The sequence below is a fragment of the Pseudomonas salicis genome (assembly GCF_057128705.1).
The window spans coordinates 589637-615876 of record NZ_JBSKHU010000003.1 but is presented as its reverse complement, the minus strand read 5'-3'; the positions used below and the strand labels follow the sequence as shown (position 1 = coordinate 615876).

24 protein-coding genes and 1 pseudogene are annotated in these 26240 nt (G+C 60.5%); 10 read left to right on the top strand and 15 right to left on the bottom strand.

All coding sequences use genetic code 11. From position 1 onward, the window contains the following. Position 1 precedes the first annotated feature (1 nt). The 11 genes and pseudogenes from ACWKWE_RS13490 to ACWKWE_RS13440 form a co-directional block, all read right to left on the bottom strand. Entirely contained in the window at positions 2 to 718 is a 717-nt protein-coding gene (locus ACWKWE_RS13490) for an ABC transporter ATP-binding protein (RefSeq protein WP_483850969.1), read from the bottom strand. 75 nt (positions 719 to 793) lie between these two features. Next, positions 794 to 1537 (bottom strand): annotated as a pseudogene (locus ACWKWE_RS13485) (ABC transporter ATP-binding protein); the annotation flags it as partial. A 44-nt stretch (positions 1538 to 1581) separates the two neighbouring features. Beyond that, positions 1582 to 2862 carry a high-affinity branched-chain amino acid ABC transporter permease LivM gene (livM, locus tag ACWKWE_RS13480; protein ID WP_483850968.1) on the bottom strand — a complete coding sequence of 427 codons (1281 nt, stop codon included), beginning with the start codon at positions 2860 to 2862 and terminating at the stop codon, positions 1582 to 1584. Between the two features lie 20 nt (positions 2863 to 2882). Further along, entirely contained in the window at positions 2883 to 3797 is a 915-nt protein-coding gene (locus tag ACWKWE_RS13475) for an ABC transporter permease subunit (RefSeq protein ID WP_483850792.1), read from the bottom strand. 72 nt (positions 3798 to 3869) lie between these two features. Then, on the bottom strand, positions 3870 to 4976 hold the full coding sequence (locus tag ACWKWE_RS13470) for a branched-chain amino acid ABC transporter substrate-binding protein (RefSeq protein ID WP_483850791.1): 1107 nt from the start codon (positions 4974 to 4976) through the stop codon (positions 3870 to 3872). A 53-nt stretch (positions 4977 to 5029) separates the two neighbouring features. Continuing rightward, positions 5030 to 5791 carry an enoyl-CoA hydratase/isomerase family protein gene (locus tag ACWKWE_RS13465; RefSeq protein ID WP_166598248.1) on the bottom strand — a complete coding sequence of 254 codons (762 nt, stop codon included), beginning with the start codon at positions 5789 to 5791 and terminating at the stop codon, positions 5030 to 5032. Next, complete coding sequence (locus tag ACWKWE_RS13460) at positions 5788 to 7104, bottom strand: phenylacetate--CoA ligase family protein (RefSeq protein WP_483850790.1); 1317 nt, start codon at positions 7102 to 7104, stop codon at positions 5788 to 5790. Before ACWKWE_RS13460 ends, ACWKWE_RS13465 begins: the two co-directional genes overlap by 4 nt. A 14-nt stretch (positions 7105 to 7118) precedes the next feature. Continuing rightward, on the bottom strand, positions 7119 to 7532 hold the full coding sequence (locus ACWKWE_RS13455) for a thioesterase family protein (RefSeq protein ID WP_483850789.1): 414 nt from the start codon (positions 7530 to 7532) through the stop codon (positions 7119 to 7121). A gap of 415 nt (positions 7533 to 7947) precedes the next feature. Beyond that, on the bottom strand, positions 7948 to 8643 hold the full coding sequence (locus ACWKWE_RS13450) for an HAD family hydrolase (RefSeq protein WP_483850788.1): 696 nt from the start codon (positions 8641 to 8643) through the stop codon (positions 7948 to 7950). A gap of 249 nt (positions 8644 to 8892) precedes the next feature. Next, a complete protein-coding gene (locus tag ACWKWE_RS13445) occupies positions 8893 to 10194 on the bottom strand; it encodes an aspartate aminotransferase family protein (protein WP_483850787.1) in 1302 nt (433 codons plus the stop codon). A gap of 138 nt (positions 10195 to 10332) precedes the next feature. Then, on the bottom strand, positions 10333 to 10590 hold the full coding sequence (locus ACWKWE_RS13440) for a hypothetical protein (RefSeq protein WP_341958718.1): 258 nt from the start codon (positions 10588 to 10590) through the stop codon (positions 10333 to 10335). Between the two features lie 192 nt (positions 10591 to 10782). Between ACWKWE_RS13440 and ACWKWE_RS13435 the strand changes: the two genes are divergently transcribed. Further along, a complete protein-coding gene (locus ACWKWE_RS13435; protein ID WP_166598242.1) occupies positions 10783 to 11100 on the top strand; it encodes an ElaB/YgaM/YqjD family protein in 318 nt (105 codons plus the stop codon). 126 nt (positions 11101 to 11226) lie between these two features. On the opposite strand, the gene ACWKWE_RS13430 is transcribed toward ACWKWE_RS13435, so the two are convergent. Both ACWKWE_RS13430 and ACWKWE_RS13425 read right to left on the bottom strand, forming a co-directional pair. Then, complete coding sequence (locus ACWKWE_RS13430; RefSeq protein ID WP_483850786.1) at positions 11227 to 12036, bottom strand: MOSC domain-containing protein; 810 nt, start codon at positions 12034 to 12036, stop codon at positions 11227 to 11229. Between the two features lie 123 nt (positions 12037 to 12159). Further along, positions 12160 to 13086, bottom strand: coding sequence for a chemotaxis protein CheV (locus ACWKWE_RS13425; RefSeq protein WP_166598240.1), 927 nt, complete (start codon positions 13084 to 13086; stop codon positions 12160 to 12162). 529 nt (positions 13087 to 13615) lie between these two features. On the opposite strand from ACWKWE_RS13425, the gene ACWKWE_RS13420 reads away from it, so the two are divergent. The 3 genes from ACWKWE_RS13420 (at position 13616) to ACWKWE_RS13410 (ending at position 16121) form a co-directional block, all read left to right on the top strand. After that, a complete protein-coding gene (locus ACWKWE_RS13420; RefSeq protein WP_178115767.1) occupies positions 13616 to 14125 on the top strand; it encodes a hypothetical protein in 510 nt (169 codons plus the stop codon). A gap of 455 nt (positions 14126 to 14580) precedes the next feature. After that, a complete protein-coding gene (locus ACWKWE_RS13415) occupies positions 14581 to 15462 on the top strand; it encodes a sensor histidine kinase (RefSeq protein ID WP_341964576.1) in 882 nt (293 codons plus the stop codon). Then, the gene (locus ACWKWE_RS13410) at positions 15462 to 16121 is read left to right on the top strand and encodes a response regulator (RefSeq protein ID WP_166598239.1); all 660 of its coding nucleotides are present in this window, start codon (positions 15462 to 15464) and stop codon (positions 16119 to 16121) included. Before ACWKWE_RS13415 ends, ACWKWE_RS13410 begins: the two co-directional genes overlap by 1 nt. 396 nt (positions 16122 to 16517) lie before the next feature. Here ACWKWE_RS13410 and yegS read toward each other — a convergent pair whose 3' ends face one another. Both yegS and ACWKWE_RS13400 read right to left on the bottom strand, forming a co-directional pair. After that, positions 16518 to 17426: a lipid kinase YegS gene (gene yegS / locus ACWKWE_RS13405; RefSeq protein ID WP_166598238.1), complete on the bottom strand. Its 909-nt coding sequence runs from the start codon at positions 17424 to 17426 to the stop codon at positions 16518 to 16520. Then, a complete protein-coding gene (locus ACWKWE_RS13400) occupies positions 17423 to 17557 on the bottom strand; it encodes a hypothetical protein (RefSeq protein ID WP_256665395.1) in 135 nt (44 codons plus the stop codon). Before ACWKWE_RS13400 ends, yegS begins: the two co-directional genes overlap by 4 nt. Before the next feature lie 342 nt (positions 17558 to 17899). Here ACWKWE_RS13400 and ACWKWE_RS13395 point away from each other — a divergent pair, with 342 nt between their 5' ends. The 6 genes from ACWKWE_RS13395 to ACWKWE_RS13370 all read left to right on the top strand — a co-directional run bounded on the left by ACWKWE_RS13395 (position 17900) and on the right by ACWKWE_RS13370 (position 26239). Beyond that, positions 17900 to 19336, top strand: coding sequence for an undecaprenyl-phosphate glucose phosphotransferase (locus tag ACWKWE_RS13395; protein WP_166598237.1), 1437 nt, complete (start codon positions 17900 to 17902; stop codon positions 19334 to 19336). Then, positions 19336 to 20790 carry a mannose-1-phosphate guanylyltransferase/mannose-6-phosphate isomerase gene (locus tag ACWKWE_RS13390; RefSeq protein WP_166598236.1) on the top strand — a complete coding sequence of 485 codons (1455 nt, stop codon included), beginning with the start codon at positions 19336 to 19338 and terminating at the stop codon, positions 20788 to 20790. Before ACWKWE_RS13395 ends, ACWKWE_RS13390 begins: the two co-directional genes overlap by 1 nt. A gap of 168 nt (positions 20791 to 20958) precedes the next feature. Then, positions 20959 to 21732, top strand: a complete 774-nt coding sequence (locus tag ACWKWE_RS13385) for a polysaccharide biosynthesis/export family protein (protein WP_341958723.1) — start codon at positions 20959 to 20961, stop codon at positions 21730 to 21732. Between the two features lie 19 nt (positions 21733 to 21751). Then, on the top strand, positions 21752 to 23746 hold the full coding sequence (locus ACWKWE_RS13380; protein WP_483850785.1) for an exopolysaccharide transport family protein: 1995 nt from the start codon (positions 21752 to 21754) through the stop codon (positions 23744 to 23746). Position 23747: 1 nt separating this feature from the next. Further along, positions 23748 to 24929 (top strand): glycosyltransferase, encoded by a 1182-nt coding sequence (locus ACWKWE_RS13375; RefSeq protein ID WP_483850784.1) that lies wholly within the window; start codon positions 23748 to 23750, stop codon positions 24927 to 24929. Beyond that, complete coding sequence (locus tag ACWKWE_RS13370) at positions 24926 to 26239, top strand: cellulase family glycosylhydrolase (protein ID WP_483850783.1); 1314 nt, start codon at positions 24926 to 24928, stop codon at positions 26237 to 26239. The genes ACWKWE_RS13375 and ACWKWE_RS13370 overlap by 4 nt, the downstream gene beginning before the upstream one ends. The last annotated feature ends 1 nt before the right edge of the window (position 26240 follow it).

Genomic DNA, 26240 nt, shown 5'->3' with positions numbered 1-26240 from the left:
ATCACGGTGCCGTCATCCCTTCAAGATATGCATTCCGGATCTCCGGTTGCGAGGCCAACACCTCGGCATCACCGGCATGCACCACCCTGCCCGTCTGCAGCACGTAACCCCGGTCGGCAATCGACAACGCCATCGCTGCGTTCTGCTCGACCAGCAACACGGTAATGCCATCTTCCAGATTGATCTTCTGGATCGCATCGAAAATCAGGCGAATCACCAGCGGTGCCAGGCCCAGCGACGGCTCGTCCAGCAACAGCAGTCTGGGTCGCTGCATCAATGCCCGTCCGATGGCCAACATTTGCTGCTCACCACCGGACATCGTGCCCGCCCGCTGCCAACTGCGCTCTTCCAGACGAGGAAACAGCCGGAACACTTTCTTCAGGTCGTCCTGAAAATGCTTCGGATCGCTCAAGAACGCGCCAATCTGCAGGTTCTCCACCACCGTCATTTTGGGCATGATCCGCCGCCCTTCCGGCGAGTGGGCAATGCCCAGGTCCGCGACGTGATGGGACAGCAACCCCTTCAGCGGCTTTCCGCAGAACGCGATCGAACCGGTCTTCACCGCGGGCGCGCCGAAAATGGTCTTGAGCAACGTCGACTTGCCCGCCCCGTTCGCGCCCAGCAGCGTGACGATCTCGCCCTGCCGCACTTCCAGGTCGATGCCATGCAGTACCTGCACCGCGCCATAACTGGCGTGCAGGTTTTCCACCGCCAACACCGGCGGCGAGAACGTGGTCGGCACCCGGCCTTCACGGGGAAAGCGCTTCAACGTGGATGAACTGTCGCTTTGCCCCAGATAGGCCGCGATCACGCCCGGATGTTCCTTGATGTAGTCCGGCGTGCCCTCGGCCAGTTTCTTGCCGTATTCCAGCACGACGATACGGTCCGAGACGTTCATCACCACGCTCATGTCGTGTTCGATCAGCAGCACGCCGACGCCGTTTTCGGTCTTGAGCCGCTGCAAGTCTTCCCCCAGCTCACCTGACTCTCGGGGATTGAGGCCCGCCGCTGGTTCGTCGAGGCACAGGAAGCCGGGATCCAGGCACATCGCCCGGGCAATTTCCAGACGACGCTGCTGGCCGTAAGACAGATTGCCCGCCAGTTCGTCAGCCCGTGACGCGAGGTTCATGCGGCGTAGCCAGGTCATGGCCTTCTCGACGGCCGCTTCTTCCCTGTCGCGATAGGCCTTCAGGCCGAACAACCCGGCGATCTGCAACAGGCCCTTGCCGCTGAGCACGTTGTGCTGGGCCACCATCAGGTTTTCCAACGCGGTCATGCCCCGGAACAGACGGATGTTCTGAAAGGTCCGGGCGATCCCGGCTTGCGTCACGATCTGATGGCCGGACAAATGATCGACGCGAATCTGGCTATCGTTCCCCGCGATGGTGATCTTGCCCGAGGTGGGCCGGTAAAACCCGGTGACGCAGTTGAACGCCGTAGTCTTGCCCGCACCGTTGGGGCCGATGACCGCCGTGATCTCGCCGCTGGCCGCTTTGAAGTCCAGGCTTTCAATGGCCTTGATCCCGCCGAAATGCATGCTCAACCCTTCGACGGACAACAGCCTGGCACTCGTGGGCCGATTCATTGCAGTGACTCCGAAACATGAAGAGGGGGTGATTCAGCGGGCGCCAGAATGGAAGGCTTGCGTCCGGCGATCAGCCCTTGGGGTCGCCAGATCATGATGAACACCATCGCCAGGCCGAACAGCAGCATGCGGTATTCAGCGAACTCCCGCCCCAGCTCCGGCAGGCCCACCAGCACCACCGCAGCGAGGACCACGCCCAATTGGCTGCCCATGCCGCCCAGCACCACAATGGCGAGGATGATCGCGCTCTCGGTGAAGGTGAAACTCTCGGGGCTGATGAAACCTTGCCGAGCAGCGAAGAAACACCCGGCGAACCCGCCAAGCATCGCGCCCAGTGAGAAGGCCGTCAGCTTGACCGACGTCGGGTTGATGCCCACGGCCTGGCAGGCAGTCTCGTCCTCACGCAATGCTTCCCACGACCGGCCAATCGGCAGACGGCGCAGCCGCTCGGTGAACAGCAACGTCAGCGCCGCCAGCCCGAGGATGATGTAGTACAGCCACATGAAGCGGTGATCGGGCGAGAAATCCAGGTGGAAGAAATCCGCGAACGTGGTGGTGCCATCCGGCGCCGACGGGGCGAAGGGGTGACCGAAAAAGCTGGGACGTGAGATCCCCGCGATGCCGTTGGGGCCGCCCGTGATGTCGGTCAGGTTGATGATGAAGATGCGGATGATCTCACCGAACCCGAGGGTGACGATCGCCAGGTAATCCCCCCGCAGACGCAGCACCGGAAAGCCCAGCAGAAGGCCCAACGACGCCGAGACCAGACCGCACAACGGCAACGCCAGCCAGAAACTGACCCCGAAATTCACCGAGAGATAACCGAACGTGTAAGCCCCGGCGGCGTAGAACGCAACGTAGCCCAGGTCGAGCAAACCGGCCATGCCGACCACGATGTTCAGGCCCCAGCCGAGCATGACGTAAATCAGAAACGTGGTTGCCAGGTCCAGCTCGTAGCGGCTGGTGAACGGCAACAGGGGAAACACCAGCGCGACGATCCCGATCATCAGAAACAGGCGTGGCGAAACACCGGCAATGAACGCCGAGGCCCGTGACGGCCGACGTGGCGCAACGGGTCGAGACGGGTTTCGGTCGCGCAACAGCTGCACCAGACAGTGTCCGATGAACACGATCAGCGCGGGCACGATGACCCAAAGGGGCCGGATGTTCAGACCGTTTTTGCCGCCAAGGTCCTGAAGCTGCAGGCCCGCCAGTGGCAACGCCAGCAAGGCCGTTATCAGCGCGGGGAGCAGCGCGCCTTTAAGGGTGTAGGCGATTGTTCTTTTCATGGGCAGCCTCAGACTTTTTCGAGATGCGGACGACCGAAGAGTCCGGTTGGGCGGACCGTCAGCACCAGAATCAGCACGGCGAACACCGAGACATCCTTGTACGCGCCGGACACATAGCCGCCCCAATAAGCCTCGACCAGGCCGATAAGCAGGCCGCCGATCATGGCGCCCGGAATCGACCCGATGCCGCCCAGCACGGCGGCGGTAAAGGCTTTGACGCCCGCGAGAAACCCGATGAAGAAATCCACCGAACCGTAATACAGCGTGGTCATCAGCCCGGCGGCGGCCGCCAGCGCGGCCCCCACCATGAAGGTGATCGAAATGGTCCGGCCGACGTCGATCCCGGCCATCCCCGCCATCTCCATGTCCTGTTCACACGCCCGCTGGGAGCGGCCGAAACGTGTGCGCTCGACGGCATGAAAGAGCAGCGCCATCAGGCAGAAGGTCAGGACCACGATGGCAATCTGAATAATGGTGACCTGCACCGAAAAGCCGTCGGTTTCCCAGAGCGTGAAGCCACCGGACACCTGTTGCGGCAGCGTCCGGGTGCGCGCGCCCTGGAGGATCTGCACGTAGTTCTGCAGAAAGATCGACATGCCGATCGCCGAAATCAGCGGCGCCAGGCGAAACGAGCGACGCAGCGGACGATAAGCGATGCGCTCGACAGCCCAGCCATACATCGCGGTGAACAGCACGGCAATGACCAACACCAGCAGAATGGCCAGCGGCACCCACGTGATGCCCAGCAGACCCAGCACCGTGAACGCGATCAGCGAGATGAACGCGCCGATCATGTACACCTCGCCGTGGGCGAAGTTGATCATCCCGACGATGCCGTAGACCATCGTGTAGCCCAGCGCGACCAGCTCATAGATGGCACCCAGGGTCAGGCCGTTGATGGTTTGTTGCAGAAAATAGCCCATGACAGACTCCCCGATTCAGTTTTCGGAATCGGCCCGTGGCAGCGAGGCCACGAACCGGCGCTCACGGTTTTCTTATTTTTTGAGGGGTTTGTATTTGCCGTCTTCCCAGACGTAAATGATGAAAGGCTCGGTGCTCGGGTCGCCTTTCTTGTCGAACTTCACATCGCCCAACACGGTGTCGAACGTGCCGGTGTGCAGCGCGGTGGCGACTTTCGGGCCGTCTTCCGATTTGGCGTTGTTCGCCGCCGCGGCGAAGGCCTGAATCGCGGCGTAGGTGTACAGCGTGTACCCCTCGGGCTCGTAGCCGCCGTCGCGGAACTGTTTGACGATGCCAGCCGCTTTCGGGTTATCCCGTGGGTCCGGGTAGAACGTCATCAAAAAGCCGTTCGCCGCAGGCCCGGCGATGGTGGCGAATTCCGTCGAGGCAATCCCGTCACCGCCCATGAACGTGGCCTTGAGGCCCTGCTCCCTGGCCTGCCTGACGAGCAGGCCGCCCTCGGCGAAATAACCGCCGAAGAACACCAGGTCAACGTTTGCCTGCTTGAGTTTGGAAATCAGCGTCGAGAAGTCTTTCTCGCCCTGGGTCAGGGTGTCGAACACCACTTCCTGCAGACCGCCCGCATTCAGGCCTTTCTTGACGTTATCCGCCAGGCCCTGCCCGTAGGTGGATTTGTCATGAATGATCGCCACGCGCTTGAAATCCTTGTTAGCGAGGATGGCCTGATAGGCGATCACTGCCGACTTGTCATCCCGACCCGCCGTGCGAAACACGTTCTGCAAACCGCGTTCGGTGAGGGTCGGGTTGCTGGCGGCCGACGCGATCATCGGAATGCCCGAGTCCGCGTACACGTCGGATGCCGGTATCGCCGAGGACGAACAGAAGTGGCCGATCACGCCCGCCACTTTCTTGGCCGCGAGTTTGTTCGCTACCGCCACCGCCTGCTTCGGATCACAGGCGTCGTCTTGTATGTCCAGCACCAGCGTGTCGCCGTTTATCCCTCCCGCCGCGTTGATGGCTTCTGCTGCGGATTTCGCCCCATGGGTGATCTGATCGAAAAAGGATGCGTATTGGCCTGTGGCCGGTCCCGCGACACCCAGCACGACATCCTTGGCCTGGACCAGGGACGTGCTCATTGCCATGAGGACCGTTGACACTGTGAGAATTCGTTGGATTTTCATCTTACTGTTCCCCTTCTATTCGTGATTGCCGTCTATGCATCGTTAGGTTGGGTTCACTTTTTCCGGGTGATGAAACCTGCCACCCGCTCCGCCGCCCCCGGCTGACTGAACGCTTCGATCGTGACCTCCTGCTCCAACTCGACTGCCCGCCACAACGAAGCGCCCAGCCCTTGGTTGATGAGCGTTTTCAGACGGGAAACCGAGAACCGTGACTTCGCCGCAATCTTCTCCGCCAGCCCGAATGCGACGTCGTACGTTTCCTCCAGCGCGACGACCCGGTTCACCAGGCCATTGCGCAACAACTGCTCGGCGGATTGCCGCTCGCCCAGCAACAACAACTCCATGGCCCGCTGATAGCCGATGGACTGCGGCAACAAATGGGTCACGCCGCCCGTGACGAACTGGCCCCAGTCCATCTCGGGAAAAAACGCCACCAGGTTCTCGGCGGCAACGACGAGGTCGCAATTCAACAGCCACTCGAACCCGCCACCGACGGCATAGCCGTGCAGCGCACCGACCACGGGTTTGTCGCAGCCCATCAGCAGGTGGGTGATTTCCTGGATCGCGCTGATGTGCGCCTTGATCGAGGCGTCGTTCTTGCTCTGAATGTCGAACTCTTTGAGGTCATCACCGGAGCAAAACGCGCGGCCTTCGCCGTGCAGCAGAATGACGGCGGCCTCGGCATCGTCGATGGCGGCGTTCAGCGCGGCGGAGAACGCCGACAGCAACTCGCCGCTGATCGCATTCAGGCGCTCGGGACGGTTCAGGGTCACGATGCCAATGGCGCCCTGGCGCTTGTAGAGTGCATAACTCATGCGGGCTTCCTCTCGATCAGGGCGGTTTTGCCATCGGTGCGCGGCAGGCTGTCGATCGGCAAAATGGTCACTTCGGCCGTCGCGCCGGCGAAGGTGCGAATCGCCTCTTCAAGCGACCTGCGGGCGTACTCCCAGGACTCCTCGCCCACGCCCGCCGCCGCCTCGGCCTTGACCCGAATGCGGTCCCAGGGGCCTGCGCCTTCCAGCACGATGCGGAATTGACCGGACGCCAGATCGGGCCGACTGAAAATGGCCTTCTGCACCGCGCTCGGAAAAATGTTGATGCCGCGCACGTTGAACATGTCGTCGGTACGGCCCGTGACACGGAAACGGAACCCGGTGCGGCCGCAGTCGCAGGGCCCGGTGCCGGTCACGGTGATCACATCGCGGGTCTTGAAGCGGATCAGCGGCTGGCATTCTTTCGCCAGGTGGGTGCAGACCAGTTCGCCGGTGGTGCCTTCGCGAATCGGCTGGCTGCGGTTCTGTGCATCGAGGATCTCGATGAACAACGCATCGGCGCCGTGGAAGTGCAGGTCGTGGGTGTGATCGCACTGGCTGGCGAAGTTGCTGAGCACTTCAGACATGCCGTAATTCGCGTTGCGCACGCTGAAGCCCCAGACGTCTTCCATCGATTGACGGAATTCGATGTTGTCGAGCCCCGCTTCGCCACCGAAGAGGCCCACCCGCAACTTGAGGTCCCGTGGGTTCTTGCCTTCCGCGCGCAGGAGTTTTTCCAGCAGCGCCGGGTACGAAGGCGTGCAGGAGATGGCCGTGACGCCGAGGTCCTTGATGGTGTCCAGCAGCAGCCTGGTGTTGCCGACGCCGAACGGAACTACCGCTGCGCCCGCTTCTTCGAGGGTCATGTGGTCGGTGACGCCACCGGTCCACTGGCAGTAATTCAGGCAGTGCACGACGCGGTCGGAAGGTCGCAGGCCCGCGGAATATTGCGCACGGCCGCCGACGACGGAAATCAAGTCCACGTCGCGTCGACTGTTGGCCAGTTGCAATGGCTTGCCGGTGGTGCCGGACGTGCGATGGACGCGCACCACCTTATCGTTGCCACACGCGATGTACGTGCCGAACGGATAACTCAGTTCCTGGCTGCGGCGTACTTCTTCCTTTTCAGTAAACGGCAGACTTTCCAGGTCATCGAGTGTGAACGTGCGATCAACTAACGCGCCCAACTTCTCTTTATAAAAAGCCGAAGTATTGCGCACGTAGTTCCACTGATGTTTCCACAAGCCATCTTGCAAATGGCGAATGGCGTGATCGGGCAACGTTTCAAATTCCGGGTGCAGTAAATCGAGAGGCATGAAAGGCATCCTTATTATTGGATCGTGGAAGCGCCGCGTGCAGCGGCACGTGTTTCGATGGCGGAAAGATCAACGATGGCGCGAGCGTGCCTGCCCCGTCCGACCGGCCCGGCAGGGTCTTCGGACCAGACCTCGAACCAGAACAGTTTCCCTTCCTGCCCGGTGAAACGGGCGTGTGAGCGAAGTTTGGAACCCACGGGAGTCGGGGCCAGGTGTTCGAGGTGGACCGAGACGCCCACTGACACTTTGCCTTCGCCTAACAGCGGCGCCAGCATGTCGGCGGCCACGCGTTCCAGTTCGCTGATCAAAAACGGAGTGCTTAATACAGCGGGATAGTTCTCCCCCGGCCGGGTCGCGAAAGCACGGGCGGTCATGTTCGACGTCACGTGCGTGTCGACGCAGTGGGTCGAATCTTTTTCAATCGGCATGATTCACCTCTCTTGGTAATGTCATTGACAAAGAGCAAGGAGGATGCCAGTTGGTTTTAAGCTTATAACTGATTGAAAGTGCAGGATTATTTTGAGGCGAATGGGAATAGGACAGCAGCGTTTGTATTTATAATTAACGTTAATTTTATTGACAGTGTTTGGATTTTTTACAGCGAAAGTGGGCGGTTTTATTGCCGTATAGAAAATGAGGGCGCGCGAAGGTTGAGAACGCCGTACACGAAACGTGTAGAGCGAATTTATTCGCGAAAAGGGTTATGGCGCCGAGGGTGTAGGGGCTGTACGCCCCTTCGCGAATGAATTCGCTGCCACAGGAATGAGTGCTCGCAGGCGCAAACAGGTGCGTGACCTTAGCGGACTGCTTCAGGGGGAATGCAGCCCGGCACGGCATCATCCCTTACCAATCCCCTGCGAGCACACCTTTCAGCCCGGACAGATCGGAAAACTCATACAACGGCTTCGGCGTGAACTGGCCCAATGGATGGCCGTACCGATTGATCCAGGCCACCTGCATTCCCATCGGCATCGCGCCTTCCAGGTCGGCGAACTGCGACAGCGACACGTGCAGAATCTGATCCGCCGGTACGCCGAGCTTCTGGATTGCCCGCTGAAAAATGAACGCTGACGGCTTGAATGCCTTGGCTTCTTCCGCCGTGGTGACCTGAGCGAATTCGGACCGAAACGGGTTCAGATCGAACAGCCGATTGTCCATGTTGGTGATCGGCATCAGCGGGTATTTCTCTTTCAGCACCGCAATGATCGCAGGCACTTCAGGGTGTGGCCGTGCCTCCCCCGTCATCGTGCTCAGCAGCGTCTCAGTGAGTGCCGCCCAGCGCTCCGGTCCTGCATCGAAACCCAAGGGTTGCAACACGTCTTGCAGCCCCAGCAGTGCAAAGTCGAAATAAGGTCGCCACGTGCCCGACCGATAACGGCGTACGGTTGCATCGTCCCATTTGAAATACAGCTCTTTCGCCGTCATGCCGGGAGTGACGCCGCTTTGGGCAAGCACAGCCGCCACGCCCGCCTCGCCACTGGTGTCCACATCGACCAGCGTTCCCCAGAAGTCGAACGTGATTGCCTTGAATGTTCGCATGTCATTGACCCTTGTTATGAGTGTTCAACCGGATTTGTCATCGACGCCCGGACCCCAGGCGTTGCGTCCGGGCTGCAAGACAGGTGCCATTGCCCTAAGCGTCGAACAATCGCGCCGTAGCGCGCGGCAATCTCGCCACGGAGCGCAAAAATATGAACCCAGAGCCCGACTCAACCGTATTCATTTCTTACAGTGACAATTTTATTAACGTTCATTTTCTGTACAGGGACAGATCACGCCCACGGCGGATCACTGCGCCGCCGCGATGGCCTTGCCGAGCAGGTCCAGCCCCAGATCGATCTCGCTGTCGCTCACAGTCAAGGGCGGCGCAATACGGAACACCCCGCCCATGCCCGGCAGCTGCACGATGTTCATGCTCAACCCCAGCTTCATGCATTCCCGGGTGATGGCCGCGCCGAGGTCGGAGGCCGGCGATTTGCTCGTGCGGTCGCTGACGATTTCCATGCCGAGCAACAGGCCCCGGCCGCGCACGTCGCCTATGCAGTCGAAGCGCTCCTGCAAACGGCGCAGGCCTTTTTCCAGATAGGCGCCAGCCACCTTCGCCCGCTCGACCAGGCCGTCACGCTGCACCACTTCCAGCACTTTCAGGCCCACGGCAGCGGGCAGCGGATCGGAAACGTGGGTGGTGTAGAACAGGAAGCCGCGCTCGTGGCAAAGGTCTTCGATGGCGGGACTGGTAATGACCGCCGACAGTGGCAAACCCGCCCCCAAGGTTTTCGACAGCGTGAGAATGTCCGGCACCACGCCGTCACGCTCGAAGGCGTACATGAGGCCGGTGCGACCCACGCCGGTCTGTGCTTCGTCTAGGATCAGCAGCATGCCGCGCTCTTCGCACTTGCGCTTGAGCGCGGCCAGGTAGCCCAGCGGCAGGTCGATCAGGCCACCAGAGCTGAGGATCGGCTCGGCGATGAACGCGGCGAGGCTGCCGCTGGACTGGCGGTCGATCAGGTCGAAGCCGTAGTCGAGCTCGCCTTGCCAGTCGATCTCGCCATTCTTTTCGAAACGCGGGCGGTACGGGTATGGCGCCGGAATCGCCAGCGACCCCACGGCAGCCGGGCCGTAGCCCTTGCGACCGGCGCTGTAAGTCGCAGAAGCCGCGCCACCGGTCATGCCATGCCAGGATTGCGCGAAACCGACGATTTCATAGTTACCGGTGGCCAGCTTGGCCATTTTGATCGCGGCTTCGTTCGCCTCGCCGCCGGTGCTGAGGAACATGCTACGGGACAGGCTCGGCGGCAAGGTTTCGGACAGCGCGTGGGCCAGATCGACCACTGGACGGGTCAGCATGCCGCTGAACAGGTGGTCAAGGTTGCGGATGTGGTGTTGCACCACGTCGCAGATGTCCGGATGGCCGTGGCCCAGCAGCGAGCTCATCTGCCCTGATGTGAAATCCAGAATCGGCTGTTGGTCGGCGTCGTAGACGAAGCTGCCTTGTGCCCGCTCGATGATCCGCGACTCGAATGTGCCGCCGTAGCGGATCAAATGCCGCTGCGCTTTTTGCCAGAACGCTGTTTCCTGATTCTTCGACATGCCATATCTCCACTGAAATCGGCAGGACGAAGCGCCTGCCGTTGCGATGGAGTGAGTCTAGGAAGTTCGGGGTATCAATAAAAACGAATAGTGCTTATGGCAGCCTTCAGCGGCGCTTATATCAGGCGTAGATGGGTATCAGGCCCGTGCAGCGGCGACCAGTCGGTTGACTTCGGCGCGCACCATGTTGGCGTACTCGGGAGGTGACATGGCGTCGAGTTCGGAACGCACCCACTCCGACCACTTGCCCTTGCGTTTGGCGCGCTCACCCATCAACCGGGCGGCTTCGCCTTTGGCCTTGCCCAGATTGCTCTGCCACAAGTCGAAAAGACGGGATTTTTCGTCCTCGATTTCAGCGCGTTCGGCAAGGGTCTTGTTGGCCAGGTTGAAACTCATGACGGTTACCTCTGTGTTCAAAAACGGGAGCCGGACATTGGCTCAAAAAGCGTCAGCATCTTACACCCGCCACGGCCGGTGCCCGATCACATTCGTCGCACTTTTTGCGCCGCGCCGGAAATACGCTGCAACTTTTTCCGGCCCTCGCGACTCCATTGCTCACTGCCATCATCAACTGAAAGGAAATTTGCCATGGCTCGTAAAACTGCTGCCCAAAACGCCGCCGAACAGATCCAGGATCAAGCATTCAGCGAATTGGCGGCCCTTATTGAAGAGTCCGACAAACTGCTCAAGGACAGCGCTTCGCTGGTCGGCGAAGAGGCAGAAACCGTACGCGCTCAACTGAGCCTGAAACTCAAACAGGCCGTGGATTCCCTCGGCAGCGTTCGTGACAAGACCAAGCCTGCCGTGCAAGCGACCGAGACTTATATCGGTGGCCACCCGTGGCAGACCGTTGCCGTGTCTGCCGGTTTCGGCCTGGTGGTCGGCCTGCTGCTCGGTCGTCGCTAAGCCGCTGCGCAGTTTCGTAGGACGTAAATCGGGAGGGCGTAGACATTCGCCCTCTTCGCGGGCGCCAGATGGCTGGCGTCTGCGGTCAGCTCACGCCATGGAATTCACGGGCGCGTGTTGCAGCCCTCACTCTAACACTTCGACTTCCATGCCCACCTCAACAATACCCGGGCCATCGTTGACCATGTTCTGCCCGAACCACACCTCACCCTCTTTCTCGCGATAAGTCCTGAGCGTGCTCAGCGGCTCGCGGTCTTCGCTGCGCTCACCGGTGGCAGGATCGATGGTGGTCAGGATGCAGCGCGAGCAGCCTTTAAGCAGACGGAATTCCATGTCGCCGATGCGAATGCGCTTCCAGCCGTCTTCAGCAAAAGCCTCAGCGCCTTCCACGACAAGATTGGGACGAAAACGCAGCATTTCCTGCGGACGACCAATCTTGCTCGACAAGTCATCCAGGGACGCCTGACCGATCAGCAGCAGCGGGAAACCGTCGGCGAACCCGACCTTGTCATCGACCGTGCCATAGCCGGACGGCAGCCAGCGGGCGCGCTCCTTGGGAATGTGCACCATGCGTGTCGGCTTGCCGATGAACTCGCTGACCCACCGCGCCGCTTCGTCCCCCGCATCGGGCACGCGCAAGGTGTCGCGCCAGACTGTGACGCCGCGCAAGCTGTCCTCGACGTTGTCCGGCAAGGCGACGTCCAGCGCCTGGACACCCGGCGCTGACAGGGTGACTCCGCCCGCCTCGTTCCACAGCACCGAAAGCTGCGACATGTGCGGCAGCGCACGTTGAGTGAAGAATCGCCCACTGGCTTCGTCCACCAGCATCCAGCGTCGGTCCCCCGTCAGCCCCAATTCGTCGAAACCGGCCTGCTGCAACGGCTCGGCCTTGCAGGATTTGAGGGGGTAACGGTACAGCGCGCTGAGGTGCAGCATAAACGCGTCCTTATGACTGGGCGGGAAAGGCCTCACTTTATACGAGCCATCGCCTGCGCGAACCCTACAGATGCAAAAAAGCCCCTCCATACAGCAAGGGGCTGGAAAAGGGCCGAGACGCCGTCAGTTGTCGAGCATCAGCCGCTCGCGCACGACGTCCACCAGCTTGTCCGGCTGGAATTTGGAGAGGAAGTTGTCGCAGCCGACCTTCTTCACCATCGACTCGTTGAAACTGCCCGACAGCGACGTGTGCAACACGACATACAGGCCGCGCAGGCGCGGGTCGTTGCGGATTTCGGTGGTCAGCCGGTAGCCGTCCATTTCCGGCATTTCGGCGTCGGTGAACACCATCAGCAATTTGTCGGTCATGACCTCGCCAGTGTCCGCCCAGCCTTTGAGCATGTTCAGGGCCTTGAGACCGTCACTGGCGACGTGCATCTTCACACCGAGCTGGCCGAGGGTATCGCGCAACTGGGAGAGCGCGACGTTGGAGTCGTCCACCAGCAAGACTTCACGACCGCGTGCCCGGGCAAGCACCGGGTCTTCGAGCTTGTCGCGGGAGACCTTGGCGTTGTACGGCACGATCTCCGCGAGCACTTTCTCGACGTCGATGATTTCGACCAACTGGTCGTCGACCTTGCTGATGGCGGTCAGGTAATGCTGTCGACCCGCGCTGCTCGGGGGAGGCAGGATGGCTTCCCAGTTCATGTTGACGATGCGATCCACGCCGCCCACCAGAAAGGCCTGAACAGAGCGGTTGTATTCGGTGACGATGATGGTGCTCGATGGCCCCGGCACCAGCGGACGCATGCCGATGGCCTGGGACAGGTCGATCACGGGCAGCGTCTGCCCACGCAGGTTCACCACGCCGCAGACGAAAGGATGGCGCTGCGGCATCAGGGTCAGCTTGGGCAGTTGCAGCACTTCCTGCACCTTGAACACGTTGATCGCGAACAGTTGCCGACCGGCGAGGCGGAACATGAGAATTTCCAGGCGGTTCTCACCCACCAGCTGTGTACGTTGGTCTACCGTGTCGAGAATGCCAGCCATTCAATTGCTCCTGGAGCAGGGTTCAAATAAGTCCGCCTACCTTTTATCGGCAGCACCGAAGCAGACCTTAATCTTCATGTAAATGCCTGCCGACTTCATTGATATCACATTAACATCATGTTTTACTCTCGGGTATCCAGTGCGCTCAAATACTGACAAATAGTGGCTTTATGCCGCCAACCAAGTTAGCGCCTCGTCCTGCATCTAGGGGTATTCCCTAACCGACGTCAGGGCAAACCTGATATTCGCGGTATCTGATTGCCATTATTGTGACGCCATTCTCATTGAATGGAGTCGGTTACGTGGTTGCGCTTGTGGAATCTCTCGATCCCCCTGTCAATCCGGGGCTTGTGGACGTGACTGTCCTGAGCGTCGAATCGGCCCGTGCGCGCGACGCGGTCTCATCGGCGACAAAAAAATCAGAACATTCAGAAACGCCCTACAGACTTCTCATTGCCTTCAACATTAACTTTGCGCCACTCGCCCTGCGCGACCCTGGATCGCTATCCATGAAAAGTGGAGACTTCACATGCTGAATGGCAATGAATGGCAGCAACTGCACAGTGATTTCCTCAGTGATACCCCGCAGCTTCTGAGCCGCGCAGACGAATGTCTCAGCCATCTGGAGCTGATCAGCGACGACAGGGATGCCATTGAATGCCTGCTTGTCACCCTCCAACAGGTCGCCGGCAAAGCCGATAAGGCAGGCGTGTGCGGCGTCGGCAGCTTCGCCCGCCAACTTCGCTATCTGCTGTATTTCGCTGCGGCGTCGGGGCGTTTGCTGCCCAAGGCGCTGGCGTCCTTGCGCCAATGCCTGGCGCTGTTGTCCTGGCAGGTTGAGCTGGTCGACCCTTTCACCGGCGTCCTGTTGCTCGATGAGGACGAGCAACAGGCGTTGCTGGAACAATTCGGCTGCTGCTGCGGCATTGAACAGCCCGAAAGCAGCCCTGCCGAGTCCCTGGAGTGGCCTGCCCCGTTACCCCTCAATCCCCCGGACGTCGCCAGCGTCGACCGCGCTGATCGCCCAGGCACACTCTGACCGCATCCGTCCGGCTTTCTGTGCGGCGGCGGCAACATGCCTGATAACGACGAATCCACGCCCGAATGAGCCGATACTCGCCAAACGCGAGAGCCATGCGCGTTTCCTGTTGCATCGCAACTTGTCGATGGGCAGGCTGAACGTTAATGGGCGTTCTGCCGATAGACGATACAGCGCTGGCTAGCACTATCGTTCCAGAACTAAATCCTGACTAATCAGACAATTGTTGGCGGCACGTTATTTACAGTTAACGCTTAATAAAACCGGCGATTAAGGTAAGATCGTCGCCCGCTAATGATGACTTTAATCGCATTACCCTTATTGAACGTCGAACACTGGTTTCCGTATGCACGTAGAAGGTAGGTCGGCGCACGTCGTCGCGCCTGCTCCCTGACAAGTGACCTGAAAATGAATGTTCAGGTATCCGCAATCATTACTTGATGGCTTCATCCGCTATGCATGGCAGCAACAAGACTTTCAAGTTATGGCCTATGAGCCCGAACAAAGCGTGTGGATGGGTAGCGATATCAGGTCTGGTGATCATCGCGCTGAACACCCTCGTCTGGTGGGTCGACGGCAATGTGCCGTGGGCGCTGGTCAACGCCGCGACATTCCTGGGCTTCGGTTACGCCATGAGCCGCCCCAACCAGACCATCCAGTTTCAACCCCAGGAACTGGCCGACCATATGCTGCAAGTCCAGGAAACCGAACGCCATCGCTTGAGCCGCGAGTTGCACGACGACATCGGCCAGATGCTGACGGCGGCCAAACTGCAAAGCGACTGGCTGCAGCGACGGGCGACTGAAGACCTGCAGGCGCACTGCGTGATGCTCAAGAACATCCTCGATGAAACCCTGGCGAAAGTGCGCGACGTCTCGGCGATTCTCAACCCGCGGCAACTGGCGAGCCTGGGCCTGGAGGCCAGCTTGCGCGCGCATTTGTTGCGAACGCTGGCGGACACCCCTGTCCTCTGGAGCCTGGAATGCCAGCAGCGGCTGGCCGGTATTCCCGAGGAAATGGCGGTGGCGGCCTTTCGCATCACTCAGGAAGCCGTCACCAACATGCTGCGCCATGCTCAGGCGAAGAACCTGCTGATCCGCATCAAGCGCTGCCCCGACGGGCTATGTCTGAAAATCTCCGACGATGGCCAGGGGTTTTCACCTTCCCCCAACCCTGGCGAACAGGGCCAGCGCGGCATGGCCGGCATGGCCGAGCGCGTGGCCTTGCTGGGGGGGCACCTCACCGTTAAAAGCGAACCCGGACACGGCACTGACATCGAGGCCCTGTTCCCTTGGGCACCCCGTGCCCGTGAACGCGCTGACATAAGTAAACATTGATGACCTGCACTCTTCTCCTGGTCGATGACCACGCCTTGATTCGCGCTGGCGTTCGGGCCCTGGTGTCCGACATTCCCGGCTATCAGGTCATTGGCGAAGCCGCCAGTGGCGAGCACTTGCTGGAACTGACCCTTGAACTCAAACCGGACATCATCCTGCTCGACATTTCCATGAAGGACAGCAATGGCCTCGACGCGCTGGAGCGTCTGCACCGTACCCTGCCCGAGAGCAAGGTGCTGATCCTGTCGATGCACACCGATCCGCACATGATCATGCGGGCACTGGAAGGTGGTGCCCATGGCTACCTGCTCAAGGATGCCACCGCAACGGAAATCGAACAGGCGCTGGATGCCCTGCGCAATGGCGAACGCTACCTGAGCCCGGCCATCGCCCATACGGTCATCAACCAGGCTTTGGTCAGTGCCCAGTCCAGCAAAGCCGAACCCGCGGACAACCACAACCTCACCGCTCGACAGCTGGAAATCCTGCGCCTCATCGTGCGCGGAAAGTCCACACGGGAAATCGCGTCGGGGCTGAATCTCAGCGTGAAGACCGTCGAAACCCACCGCTCGCAGATCATGAAACGGCTACAGATCTACGACGTGGCGGGCCTGGTGCTGTTTTGCGTGCGAGAGCACATCATCAGCCTGGATGATTGAAAGAACGAATCTCGCAGCCACTTGTGGGAGCGAATTCATCGCCAAGGCTCGATCGGTCAGAAGACCTCCATGTGGAGCCTGATCCGCCTTCGCGAATAAATTCGCTCCCACAGTTGAGCTCGCGTGTACCGGAAGCTGCGTGGCGCCGCTGAATCCCTGTAGGAGCGAATTCATTCGCGAAGGATGGGCCAGGCGATGTTGATGTGGCGGCTGTACAAGCCCCTCGCGAATAAATTCGCTCCCACCGTTTAGCTCGCGTGTACCCGAAACTGCGTGGCGCCGCCGAATGCCTGAGCTGCTCCCCATCAGCCCCAGCTTTTCGCGGCGCCGCGCGATCCCTGTGGGAGCGAATTCATTCGCGAAGGTGGGTCAGGCGATGCCGATTGGACTGGCCACTCACTCGATCCGCTTCACCCCGCCCAGCAGCGGCGAATGCGCTGGCAGGTGAATATGCAGGGCGCCGGGGCGTGCTTCGAAACGCAGGTTTTCCCCGCGCAGCGGTTCGCCGTCCAGGTTGATGTCCAGCCCCTGCGCCGACTTCAGTTCCACCCACGGCAGTCGTGCCCGAACGAACAGGTTGTCGATGCCGAGCCCGCCTTCCAGCAGGCTTTTGAGGGTGCCGACCACTTCCTGCGGCGCAGGGAGAATGCTGATGTCCAGCAGGCCATCATCCGCCAGCGCATGGGGGCACAAAGGATGACCGCCGCCCGCTTGCCGACCGTTGCCGATTCCAAGCGCGAGCAGATCACCGCGCCAGTGGAAGTCAGGGCCGTTCAATTCGCCATAGGCCGCTTTCAATTCGCTGAAGCGCGACAAGCCGGTAAACAGATAGGCCGCGCCGCCCAGCACTTTTTTCAGGTCTTCGGAGGTGTTGGCCGTCACTTGGCTGCCGAAGCCGCCCGTCGCCATGTTGAGAAACAGCTGACCGTCCACCGAACCCATGTCCACCTTGCGCGCGGGCACGTCCAGCAGGTCCAGTGCCCGCTCGATCTCCAGCGGCACGCCCGCCGAGCGGGCAAAATCGTTGGCGGTGCCCAGTGGCAGAATCGTCAGATGGGCGTCGCTGTGGGCCAGTGCCAGTGCTTCGGCCACATCCCTTAGCGTGCCGTCACCGCCGCCTGCGATGATCTCGCGGTGCCCGGCATCCAGTGCTTCGGTCACCAGACGCTGTGCATCACCGCCCTCCCAGGTCACTCGCACGTCCAGTTCCCATCCATGCTTGCGCTTGCGTTGCACGGCCTGGCGAACGTCCTCGTTGAGCGCCTGTTTGCCGTGAAGAATCAATACTGCTCTGCGCTCCGTCATAAACCTTCCCTCTGTGCGTGCATTTCGTTGCGTGAGATGTTGACCTCAAGCCTGTCGGAAAAAGCCGTGTTGTAAAAAAAATTTTGCCCGCACCCGGAAAGGGCCAAAACCCCGCCGTCATTGGACTCCATGCTGCCTCTCCTCTCACACGATACGGATCCAAGACGCGCTTTTGGCCGATCCGAAGGCCTCATTGCCATGACACAGGTTGTTTCATGGGCTTTACTCTGGTCAGGCACTCGTTTGAGGGATTTGCCGATCCGCATTTGGGAGTAGTCCTACGCCACTTTGAGAATCAATGGGATTTTTTCTCATCGGCGGGATTGAAATGCAGATCGAGAGAGCGCCTAATCGACAAAATATTGGCTAATTTGGAATTATCGGTTCGAAAAGTCAGTATCTTGACTTTTATGGGTGGGACCGGTCAGATAAGCCAGTCATGGATTCACGGATTGAAGATGTGAGGACGTCTTATGCGACTGCAACCGGTCGACAGCCTTCTGCTGACACGCACAAGCCTGATCGAGTATTTCCTGTTCGCCGTCAGGTTGGTACACGGAGTCACATCCGTTCTGCCCGGCATCCTGATTTTTACCTTCTGGAAGACCGATACGCCCACACCACCGGAAAGTTACGTGATGGTGCAGGTGTTCTTTGGCGTAGTCTGCGTGCTGATGTTCCAGGCGCTGGGGGTGTATTCCGAGATCATCTTCAGCAACCGGTCACGCTTCAAAATGATCCTGTTCGTCTGGTCCTCCGCGTTCTGTGTGCTGCTGTTCATGCACAAGGCCATGGACCTGTTCGTCTACATCACTCAAGAGCAACTGATGGTCTGGTTCTTCGCCAGCCTGGTGATGTTTTGCGCCGAACGGTTGCTGCTGCTGATCATCTACAAGCGCCTGATGGCCCGTGGATTCTTCCTGCAAAGCGCCGTAATTCTCGGCGCGACAGAAAACGGCCAGCGGCTCGCCGAGTACATGCTGCAAAACCAGGACATTCGTTCGGGTGTATTGGGCTTCATCGACGACCGCATCGGTCGCCTGCCCAAAACCATGGCTAACCTCCCGCTCTTGGGTAATACCCGCGACCTGGAAACCCTGATTCGCGAAGAGAAAGTCACGCAAGTGCTGGTGGCCCTGCCCTGGTCCGCCGAAAACCGCATGGACTACATCATTCGTGAATTGCGTCGCCTGCCGGTGAATGTGTTGCTGGTGCCCGACATGGTCGCGTTCCGTCACGCCCACAACCGCATCACCGAAGTCGCCAGCCTGCCGATGTTCAACGCCTCGGACGTACCGTTGCGCGGATGGTCGCCCCTGTTCAAACGCATCGAAGACATGGTGCTGTCGAGCGTGGCGATTCTGCTGCTGTCGCCGGTCATGGCCGCCGTTGCCCTCGCCATCAAGCTGAACTCCCGTGGTCCCGTGTTGTTCTGGCAGAAACGCTACGGTTACAACAACCGCCTGATCACGGTGTGCAAATTCCGCTCGATGTACACCCATCAGGCCGACGCCACCGCCGAGCAACAGACCGTCAAGGGCGACGCCAGGGTCACTCGTGTCGGGCGCTTCATCCGCAAGACCAGCCTGGATGAGTTACCGCAACTGTTCAACGTGTTCGCGGGCAGCATGTCCATGGTGGGGCCGCGCCCACATGCCACGGCCACCAAGGCCGCGGGCATTTTGTTCGAGCAAGCTGTCAAGGAGTACACCTCGCGTCATCGAGTCAAGCCGGGCATCACCGGGCTGGCGCAGATCAACGGTTTTCGTGGTGAGACAGATACCGTGGAGAAGATCGAAAAGCGGGTCGAGTTCGATCTTGAATACATCGAAAACTGGTCCGTCTGGTTCGATCTATACATCCTTCTGCGCACTGTTCCGGCAGTGCTTTTCTCTCGCGAGGCTTACTGATGGGCACCCTGATTCCCTGCATTATCGCCGGCGGTGCCGGCACCCGTTTGTGGCCAGTCTCCCGTGAGGCGATGCCCAAACCTTTCATGCGTTTGCCCGACGGCGAAAGCCTGTTGCAAAAGACCTTCAACCGCGCCAGCAATTTGCCCGGCGTGCAGAGCTTACTGACCGTCACCAATCGGGAAGTCTATTTCCGCACCGTCGACGATTATCGGCTGCTGAACGACCATAAGCTGCACCTGGATTTCCTGCTGGAGCCGTTTGGTCGCAACACCGCACCGGCCATCGCAGCGGCGGCATTGCATGTGCAGGAATTGCACGGCGATGACGCACAGCTGTTGATTCTGCCAGCCGATCAATTGATCACCGACATCGCTGCGTTCACCACCGCTGTACAGGACGCGCAAAAACTGGCGGATGACGGCTGGTTGGTGACATTCGGGCTGATTCCGACCCGTGCAGAGACCGGCTACGGTTACATCGAAAAAGGCCAGGCCCTGAACGACAAGGGCTACCAAGTCGCCCGATTCGTGGAAAAACCGGACGCCAGCACTGCTCAGGAGTACCTCAAAGGTGGCTTACACCTGTGGAACGCCGGGATGTTCTGCCTGCGGATCGACGTGCTGCTGCGTGAACTGGAAACCCACGCGCCGGACGTGCTGGCGGCTGTGCGCCATTGCCTGAAGCAATGCAAGAGCAAGGAAGGCAGCAACGAACTGCAAATGGAGCTGGACGCCACCACCTTCGCTCAAGTGCCGGACATTTCCATCGATTACGCCTTGCTGGAACGTTCGCAAAAAGTTGCGGTGGTGCCCTGCGAGCTGGGCTGGAGCGACATCGGTTCGTGGCAAGCGATTCGCGAACTCGTGCCCGCCGACGTCAACGGCAACCAGTACAACGGGCAGGTGGTGCTGCACGACGTGACCAACTGCTACATCGACTCGAAGAAACGTCTGGTCGGCGCCGTGGGCCTGGACAACCTGATCATCATCGACACCCCTGACGCCCTGCTGATTGCCGATGCCGAGCGCACTCAAGAGGTCAAGCTGATCGCTCAGGAGCTCAAGCGCCAGGGCCATCCAGCGTATCTGCTGCACAACACCGTAACCCGCCCGTGGGGCACGTACACGGTGCTGGAGGAAGGCAAACGCTTCAAGATCAAACGCATCGTGGTCAAGCCGCAAGGGTCGCTGTCGCTGCAAATGCACCACCACCGCAGCGAACACTGGATCGTGGTCAGCGGCATGGCGCGGGTCACCAACAATGATCGCGAATTCATGCTCGACACCAACGAATCGACCTTCATCAAGCCAGGACACACCCACCGACTGGTCAATCCGGGGGTCATCGACCTGGTGATGATCGAGGTGCAGAGCGGCGAGTACCTCGGTGAAGACGACATCGTGCGTTTCACCGACATTTATGGCCGCGTGCCAGACGCTCCAAAAGTCTGACCCTCGCGACCACCCGACACAGGCCGCGCCCATCGCGGCCATTACCCCAACGAGACCGAACCCGACCCGACACCCAGCAACACCCGACATTGGACTTGGCAGTATCGCCGACATGATTGTTTTACCCGCAAGGGAGCCGTATTCATGCATGACAGGAGTTTTGGACCAATGAAAAACACGCTGTTGCTCGCCAGCGTCCTACTGCTGTGCGCGTGCAACACGCCGGCACGGATCGGCCTCCCTGAATCCCCCGAGATCAAGGCGGCCGAAGACGCCGGTAAAGCCCTCGCAGGCAAGCCATTGCCGCCGGAACGGATTCACGCCGGTGACACCCTGCGCATCGTGCGCAACACCGGTGAAGCGCCCTCGATTTCGGCGTTCACGGCCAACTCGATCTACGAGCTGACGCTGTTCCCGGTGCTCAATGACGGCACCTTTTCCTACCCCTATATCGGTTCGGTGAAAGCGGCGGGGCTTACGGTTCCGCAGTTGATCGACGTGCTGGAGGCCAAGCTGGCGCCGGTGTATCGGGAAACGGCGTTGACCATCAACATCAGCCAGGCACCCAGCAATGTGGTGTTCGTTGGCGGCGCGGTGCGCAACCCGTCCAACCTGCCGGTGCCCGTCGTGACCAATCTGGAGCAGGCTCTGGTGGGCGCGGGCGGGATCAACCCCGACGCCGACGCGACCAAGGTGGCGCTGCTGCGTCAGGGCGACGACGGCCTCTACAAGACCTATTTTTTCGATTACAGCAAGCTGCTGTACGCGAAGGGTGGCGGTCCAAGTGCGCCGGTGCTGTTGCAGCGCGGCGATGTCGTGTTCGTGCCCAAATCGACGGTGGGCAACCGGATCGATGGCGTAAACACGTATTTCAATCAGTTGATCCCCTTCTCGAAATCGTTGGGCTTCGGCGTGAATTACAACTTGCGCGACAGCAACTAATCGGAAGGGACTGCCGAACATGATCACGATCCGCTCATTCCGCGATCTGCTACGCCTGTTTTTCATCTTTCGGCGTGAAGTCCAGATCACCGTCATCGCGACGTTCGCCATTATCGTGCTGGGCGCGTTTCTGCTGCCCAGCCGTTACGAGTCCACGGCGCTGTTGCTGGTCAAGCCTGGCCGCGATACCAGCACCGTGCCGATCGAGCTGGCCGACCGCCAATCCATCGCCGTGCCCAGCGCCCTGCGTGACCCGCTTCTGGACGAGGAGCGGATGCTCACCGGGCGGCCAATCATCCGCCAGGTCGCCCATGAGTACATGGAGAAAATGGCCAACGCGCGACGCGAGTCAGGCTTCTTCGCCACGCTGAAAAACGCGCCCAACATCGCGTTCGAATGGCTGGTCAATGCGGCGCGCAGCACCCTGGAGTTCGTCGGTCTGGTGGCGGAGCGCTCGCAGGAAGACCGCATCGCCGAAGACATGGAGAAGAACTTCAAGGCCAGTCACGATCCGGGCTCTTCGGTCATGGAACTGACCTTCACCTGGGGCGATCCCGAGGTGGCTCAGGAAATCCTCAGAACCTGGGTCGACCGCTTCGAGGATGAGCGCACCCGTACACTGGGCCGCGTCAGCCTGTATGCGTTCTACGAGCAGGAAGTGAAGGACACCCAGGCCAATATTCTCGACCACAAACACCAGATTCAGACCCTGCTCAACAAGCTGGGCGCCGTCAGCATCAACCAGCGCCTGGCCGATGTTTCCCAAGGGCTTAACGACCTGCGCACCGAGCGCAACAACACCCTGCGCTCGATTGCAGCGACCAAGGCCGGGATCGACAAGATACAGGAGCAGATCAACAAGCAGACCCGGCTCATCAGCTCCGGCAAGGAACTGGCGCTGAACCCGACTCGCCAGGACCTGGAAAGCCGCATCAACGGCAAGGAAGTCGAACGGCAGGAACTGCTGCGCTCCTACAAGGAAAGCGCGCCGCCGGTCATTGCGCTGGATAACGAAATCAATAACCTCAAGGCGCTGTGGAAGAGCCACAGCACCACGGTTCAGCGCACCGAAAACATCGCCCCCAACCCGCTGTTCACCCGCTTGCAGAACATCCTGAATGACCAGCAGGCCAGCTACACCCGCCTGCTGGTGCAGCTCAAGCAACTGGATGCGCAGCTGGAGCAACTGGAGAAAGACCGGCAGGAAGCGCTGGACCTGGAACCGCAATTCGCGCGCCTGCAAAGCGAGCTGGAAGCCGAGGACAAGAACTACGCGCTGTACACCGTCAGCCTGGAGAAAGCGCGCATCGACCGCGAACTGGACAACAAACGCATCAGCAACATCGCCGTCATCGAACAGGCCACGCTCAACCCGAGCAAGGTCTTCCCGAAAAGCCTGGTGCTGTTGCTGGTGGCGATTCCACTGAGTATCGGCGTCGGTCTGCTGGCGATGTACCTGTTCTATCTGATCGATCAGCGCATCCACGATGCCGACAAGATCGAGGCGCAATTTGGCGTGCCGGTGTGGACCACTCTGCAAGACCTGGACGCCCCGAAAGGCCCGCCACGCAGCGCCTTCACGGCCAGCCTTTATCGCCTTTACAGCGTGCTGCCGCTCAAACAGGTGCCGGAACGTGGCTTGAGCATCGGCATCACGTCTGCCAATGCCGGGGAAGGCGTGACCTTTGTGATCGAACACCTGCGCGACCTGCTGATGGAGCTGGGTCACACCGTGCGGGTGGGCGATGGGCGCACCGCCGAAGCCGGAGAAATCCAGCTGATCGACGCCTCGGATTTCTACAGCAAGCAGGAAGCGTTCGTGCACCTGCGCGACGCCGACCTGATCGTGCTGGTGATCGAAGCCGAGAAGTCCACGGTGCCGAAACTGCAAAACGCACTGGCGACGCTGTCCACCGCGTTCAAGCACGTCGATGGCGTGATCCTCAACCGCCGTCGCTTCGAGATTCCGGAAAAAGTGCTGACCTGGATCGGCCGTTATCGGAGCCACCATTAAGATGCAGATCGCCCTCCTCGCCCCGCTGCCGCCAGAGCAGAACGGCATCGCCGATTACGCCGGACACCTCAAGCAGGCGCTGGAAGACCTCGGTGTGCGCGTCAGAACGCCGCTGCACGGCGTCGGCAACGACCCACAGGCCGCTCGACAACGGGTGGCCGAGGCCGACTGGCAAGGCATCGACCTGGTGCATGCGGAAATCGGTGGCGGCCGTCTCGCCGAGTTTCATGCCCTGCGCGCATTGCGCCAGCGCTTCGCGCACTTGCCGTTGACCGCCACCGTTCATGATCCGGAACGCCTGGTCTGGCGTCGACAACAGCTGCCATGGCCGCTGTCGATGATGTCGTCGCTGCGCTCGCCGTTGCCAGAAGTCGCCACGGTGCTGGCCGACCCGCTGTGCCTGCATGAAGAACGGCAGTTGGCGCAGCGCCTGACCCGGCTGATCACCCTGACCAAAGCGGGCAACCGCAGCCTCATGGAGCGCATGAAGTTGCAGCAGGCGCAGATGGCCGTCATCCCCCACGGCAATCTGCCCATTGCGCCGATGCCGCTGCCGCCGCTGCAACCGCTCAAGCTGCTGTATTTCGGGTTCATCTACCGGGGCAAAGGCATTGAGGACCTGCTCGAAGCGCTGGCCCGGCTGTTCGTTGAAAAGCCTGCGCTGCGGGCTCGCGTGCGACTCACGTTAGCGGGGGGCAGCGAACCGGAAATGGCGTTCGGGCCGTCCGGCAGCTACCTCGAACAACTGCGCCAGCGCATTCGTGAGCTAGGGTTGAATGACCTGATCGGCTGGCACCTGGACCTGCCGGCGGCGGACATCCCTCATGTGATTCAGGCCCACCACGTCATGGTCTTGCCGTACCGCGAATCGAGCAAGTTGAAGATCCTCGGCAAACTGCGCGGCACCAGCGGGGCGCTGTCCTGGGCGACAGCGTGCGGGCGCGGGGTGATCACCTCGGATGCCCGGTCGTTCGCCGAAGAGGTGTCCCATGGCAACGGCGAGATTTACCCGCAAGGCAATGTCCAGGCGCTGACCGACGCGCTGTCGAGGTTGTGCGAACAGCCGCAACTGGCACAGACCTGGGCTGACCGGGCCTCCGTTCTTGGCAGGGAGCGGGTCTGGAGCCTGACCGCCGAGCGATTCCGGCAAGTCTTCCAAACTGCATGCGAGGTGGCTGAATGACGGGAAAAGCGTTGCTGGCGATGGCCGTTTTAAGTGTCTGTGCGTTGACATCGATCAGCCCGGCCGTCGAGGCCGAGACGATCCTGCGGGCGCCCCGTCCGGTGGTCTGGAAAGACTTTTTGGGGGTCAACGTACAGTTCCAGTACTTCACCCCGGACATTTACCAGAAACAGATGAGTCGCCTCGATCAACTGGGCCTGGGCTGGATTCGCTGGACCCTGCATTGGCCGATCCTCGAACCGGCGCCGGGGCAATACAACCTGGAAGCGCTGGACGCGGCGATGAAGGCCGCCGACCCGCACCACTACAACACCGTCGCCTATCTGGTGGGTTCCGCCGCGTTCGACAGCAGCGCGCCCCAAGGCGCCAGCAACACCGACCAGTACCCGCCACGGGACGACACGATTTTCGCCGAGCGCATGACAGCCCTCGCCCAACGTTATCCGCAAGTCAGCCACTGGCAGGTGTGGAACGAGCCGAATATCGTCTGGCTGCCGCAGCCAGATCCCGAGGCGTACTACGACCTCCTGACCACCACGGCCAAGGCCATTCGCAGCGCACTGCCGAACAAACCCATCGTCACGGCGGGGGTGGCGTATTACGGGCAGATGCGCGGCTCGACGGGCTACATGCTGCAAGCGATGGTGGATCGGGGCCTCGCCAGCCAGAATATCGTCGCCGCGTACCACCCCTATTCCGAATACCCGGAAGGCGACTCAGTGGCGGACCGAGACTTTCTGGTTCGCGCCATCAACCTCAACAAAAGCCTGCACGATCAAGGGGTGAAACAGGTGTGGGCCACCGAATGGGGTTGGTCGAGCTACAGCGGCCCGGTGGAGATGCAGCACATCGTCGGGCTCGATGGCCAGGCCGACTACACCCTGCGTCGTCTCGCGTTGATGAGCACGCTGGATTACCAGCGCATTTTCCTGTTCAACCTCAGCGACCTGGACGAACGGGCCACACCCCGTGATCGCGGCTATGGCCTCCTCGACTTGAACGGCGAACCGAAACCGGTCTACACCGCGCTGAAGAATTTCTTTGACGTCACGGGCCCGACCCTGCAACCCGCCGATCCGCCGCCGGTCACCTCGGTGCCGGAAGACCTGTACGCCATCTCCTGGAACAAGCCGGACGGCACGCACTTGCTCATGGCGTGGAGCGCCAGCAGCGCGCACCTGACCTTTCCCGGCATCAAAACCGCGACGTTGTATGACCCGCTGACCGGCGCTCACAGCTCACTGGCCAACGCCAAAGGCGTGGACATGGCGCTGACCCCGACCCTGCAAATCCTGGCGTGGAAACCCTAGT

What these genes read in the sequence shown, in the direction of transcription:
- ACWKWE_RS13475 (WP_483850792.1), bottom strand. Translation starts at nt 3,797, where the DNA reads ATGGGCTATTTTCTGCAACAAACCATCAACGGCCTGACCCTGGGTGCC.
- ACWKWE_RS13470 (WP_483850791.1), bottom strand. Translation starts at nt 4,976, where the DNA reads ATGAAAATCCAACGAATTCTCACAGTGTCAACGGTCCTCATGGCAATG.
- ACWKWE_RS13465 (WP_166598248.1), bottom strand. Translation starts at nt 5,791, where the DNA reads ATGAGTTATGCACTCTACAAGCGCCAGGGCGCCATTGGCATCGTGACC.
- ACWKWE_RS13460 (WP_483850790.1), bottom strand. Translation starts at nt 7,104, where the DNA reads ATGCCTCTCGATTTACTGCACCCGGAATTTGAAACGTTGCCCGATCAC.
- ACWKWE_RS13455 (WP_483850789.1), bottom strand. Translation starts at nt 7,532, where the DNA reads ATGCCGATTGAAAAAGATTCGACCCACTGCGTCGACACGCACGTGACG.
- ACWKWE_RS13450 (WP_483850788.1), bottom strand. Translation starts at nt 8,643, where the DNA reads ATGCGAACATTCAAGGCAATCACGTTCGACTTCTGGGGAACGCTGGTC.
- ACWKWE_RS13445 (WP_483850787.1), bottom strand. Translation starts at nt 10,194, where the DNA reads ATGTCGAAGAATCAGGAAACAGCGTTCTGGCAAAAAGCGCAGCGGCAT.
- ACWKWE_RS13440 (WP_341958718.1), bottom strand. Translation starts at nt 10,590, where the DNA reads ATGAGTTTCAACCTGGCCAACAAGACCCTTGCCGAACGCGCTGAAATC.
- ACWKWE_RS13435 (WP_166598242.1), top strand. Translation starts at nt 10,783, where the DNA reads ATGGCTCGTAAAACTGCTGCCCAAAACGCCGCCGAACAGATCCAGGAT.
- ACWKWE_RS13430 (WP_483850786.1), bottom strand. Translation starts at nt 12,036, where the DNA reads ATGCTGCACCTCAGCGCGCTGTACCGTTACCCCCTCAAATCCTGCAAG.
- ACWKWE_RS13425 (WP_166598240.1), bottom strand. Translation starts at nt 13,086, where the DNA reads ATGGCTGGCATTCTCGACACGGTAGACCAACGTACACAGCTGGTGGGT.
- ACWKWE_RS13420 (WP_178115767.1), top strand. Translation starts at nt 13,616, where the DNA reads ATGCTGAATGGCAATGAATGGCAGCAACTGCACAGTGATTTCCTCAGT.
- ACWKWE_RS13415 (WP_341964576.1), top strand. Translation starts at nt 14,581, where the DNA reads ATGCATGGCAGCAACAAGACTTTCAAGTTATGGCCTATGAGCCCGAAC.
- ACWKWE_RS13410 (WP_166598239.1), top strand. Translation starts at nt 15,462, where the DNA reads ATGACCTGCACTCTTCTCCTGGTCGATGACCACGCCTTGATTCGCGCT.
- yegS (WP_166598238.1), bottom strand. Translation starts at nt 17,426, where the DNA reads ATGACGGAGCGCAGAGCAGTATTGATTCTTCACGGCAAACAGGCGCTC.
- ACWKWE_RS13400 (WP_256665395.1), bottom strand. Translation starts at nt 17,557, where the DNA reads ATGGAGTCCAATGACGGCGGGGTTTTGGCCCTTTCCGGGTGCGGGCAA.
- ACWKWE_RS13395 (WP_166598237.1), top strand. Translation starts at nt 17,900, where the DNA reads ATGCGACTGCAACCGGTCGACAGCCTTCTGCTGACACGCACAAGCCTG.
- ACWKWE_RS13390 (WP_166598236.1), top strand. Translation starts at nt 19,336, where the DNA reads ATGGGCACCCTGATTCCCTGCATTATCGCCGGCGGTGCCGGCACCCGT.
- ACWKWE_RS13385 (WP_341958723.1), top strand. Translation starts at nt 20,959, where the DNA reads ATGAAAAACACGCTGTTGCTCGCCAGCGTCCTACTGCTGTGCGCGTGC.
- ACWKWE_RS13380 (WP_483850785.1), top strand. Translation starts at nt 21,752, where the DNA reads ATGATCACGATCCGCTCATTCCGCGATCTGCTACGCCTGTTTTTCATC.
- ACWKWE_RS13375 (WP_483850784.1), top strand. Translation starts at nt 23,748, where the DNA reads ATGCAGATCGCCCTCCTCGCCCCGCTGCCGCCAGAGCAGAACGGCATC.
- ACWKWE_RS13370 (WP_483850783.1), top strand. Translation starts at nt 24,926, where the DNA reads ATGACGGGAAAAGCGTTGCTGGCGATGGCCGTTTTAAGTGTCTGTGCG.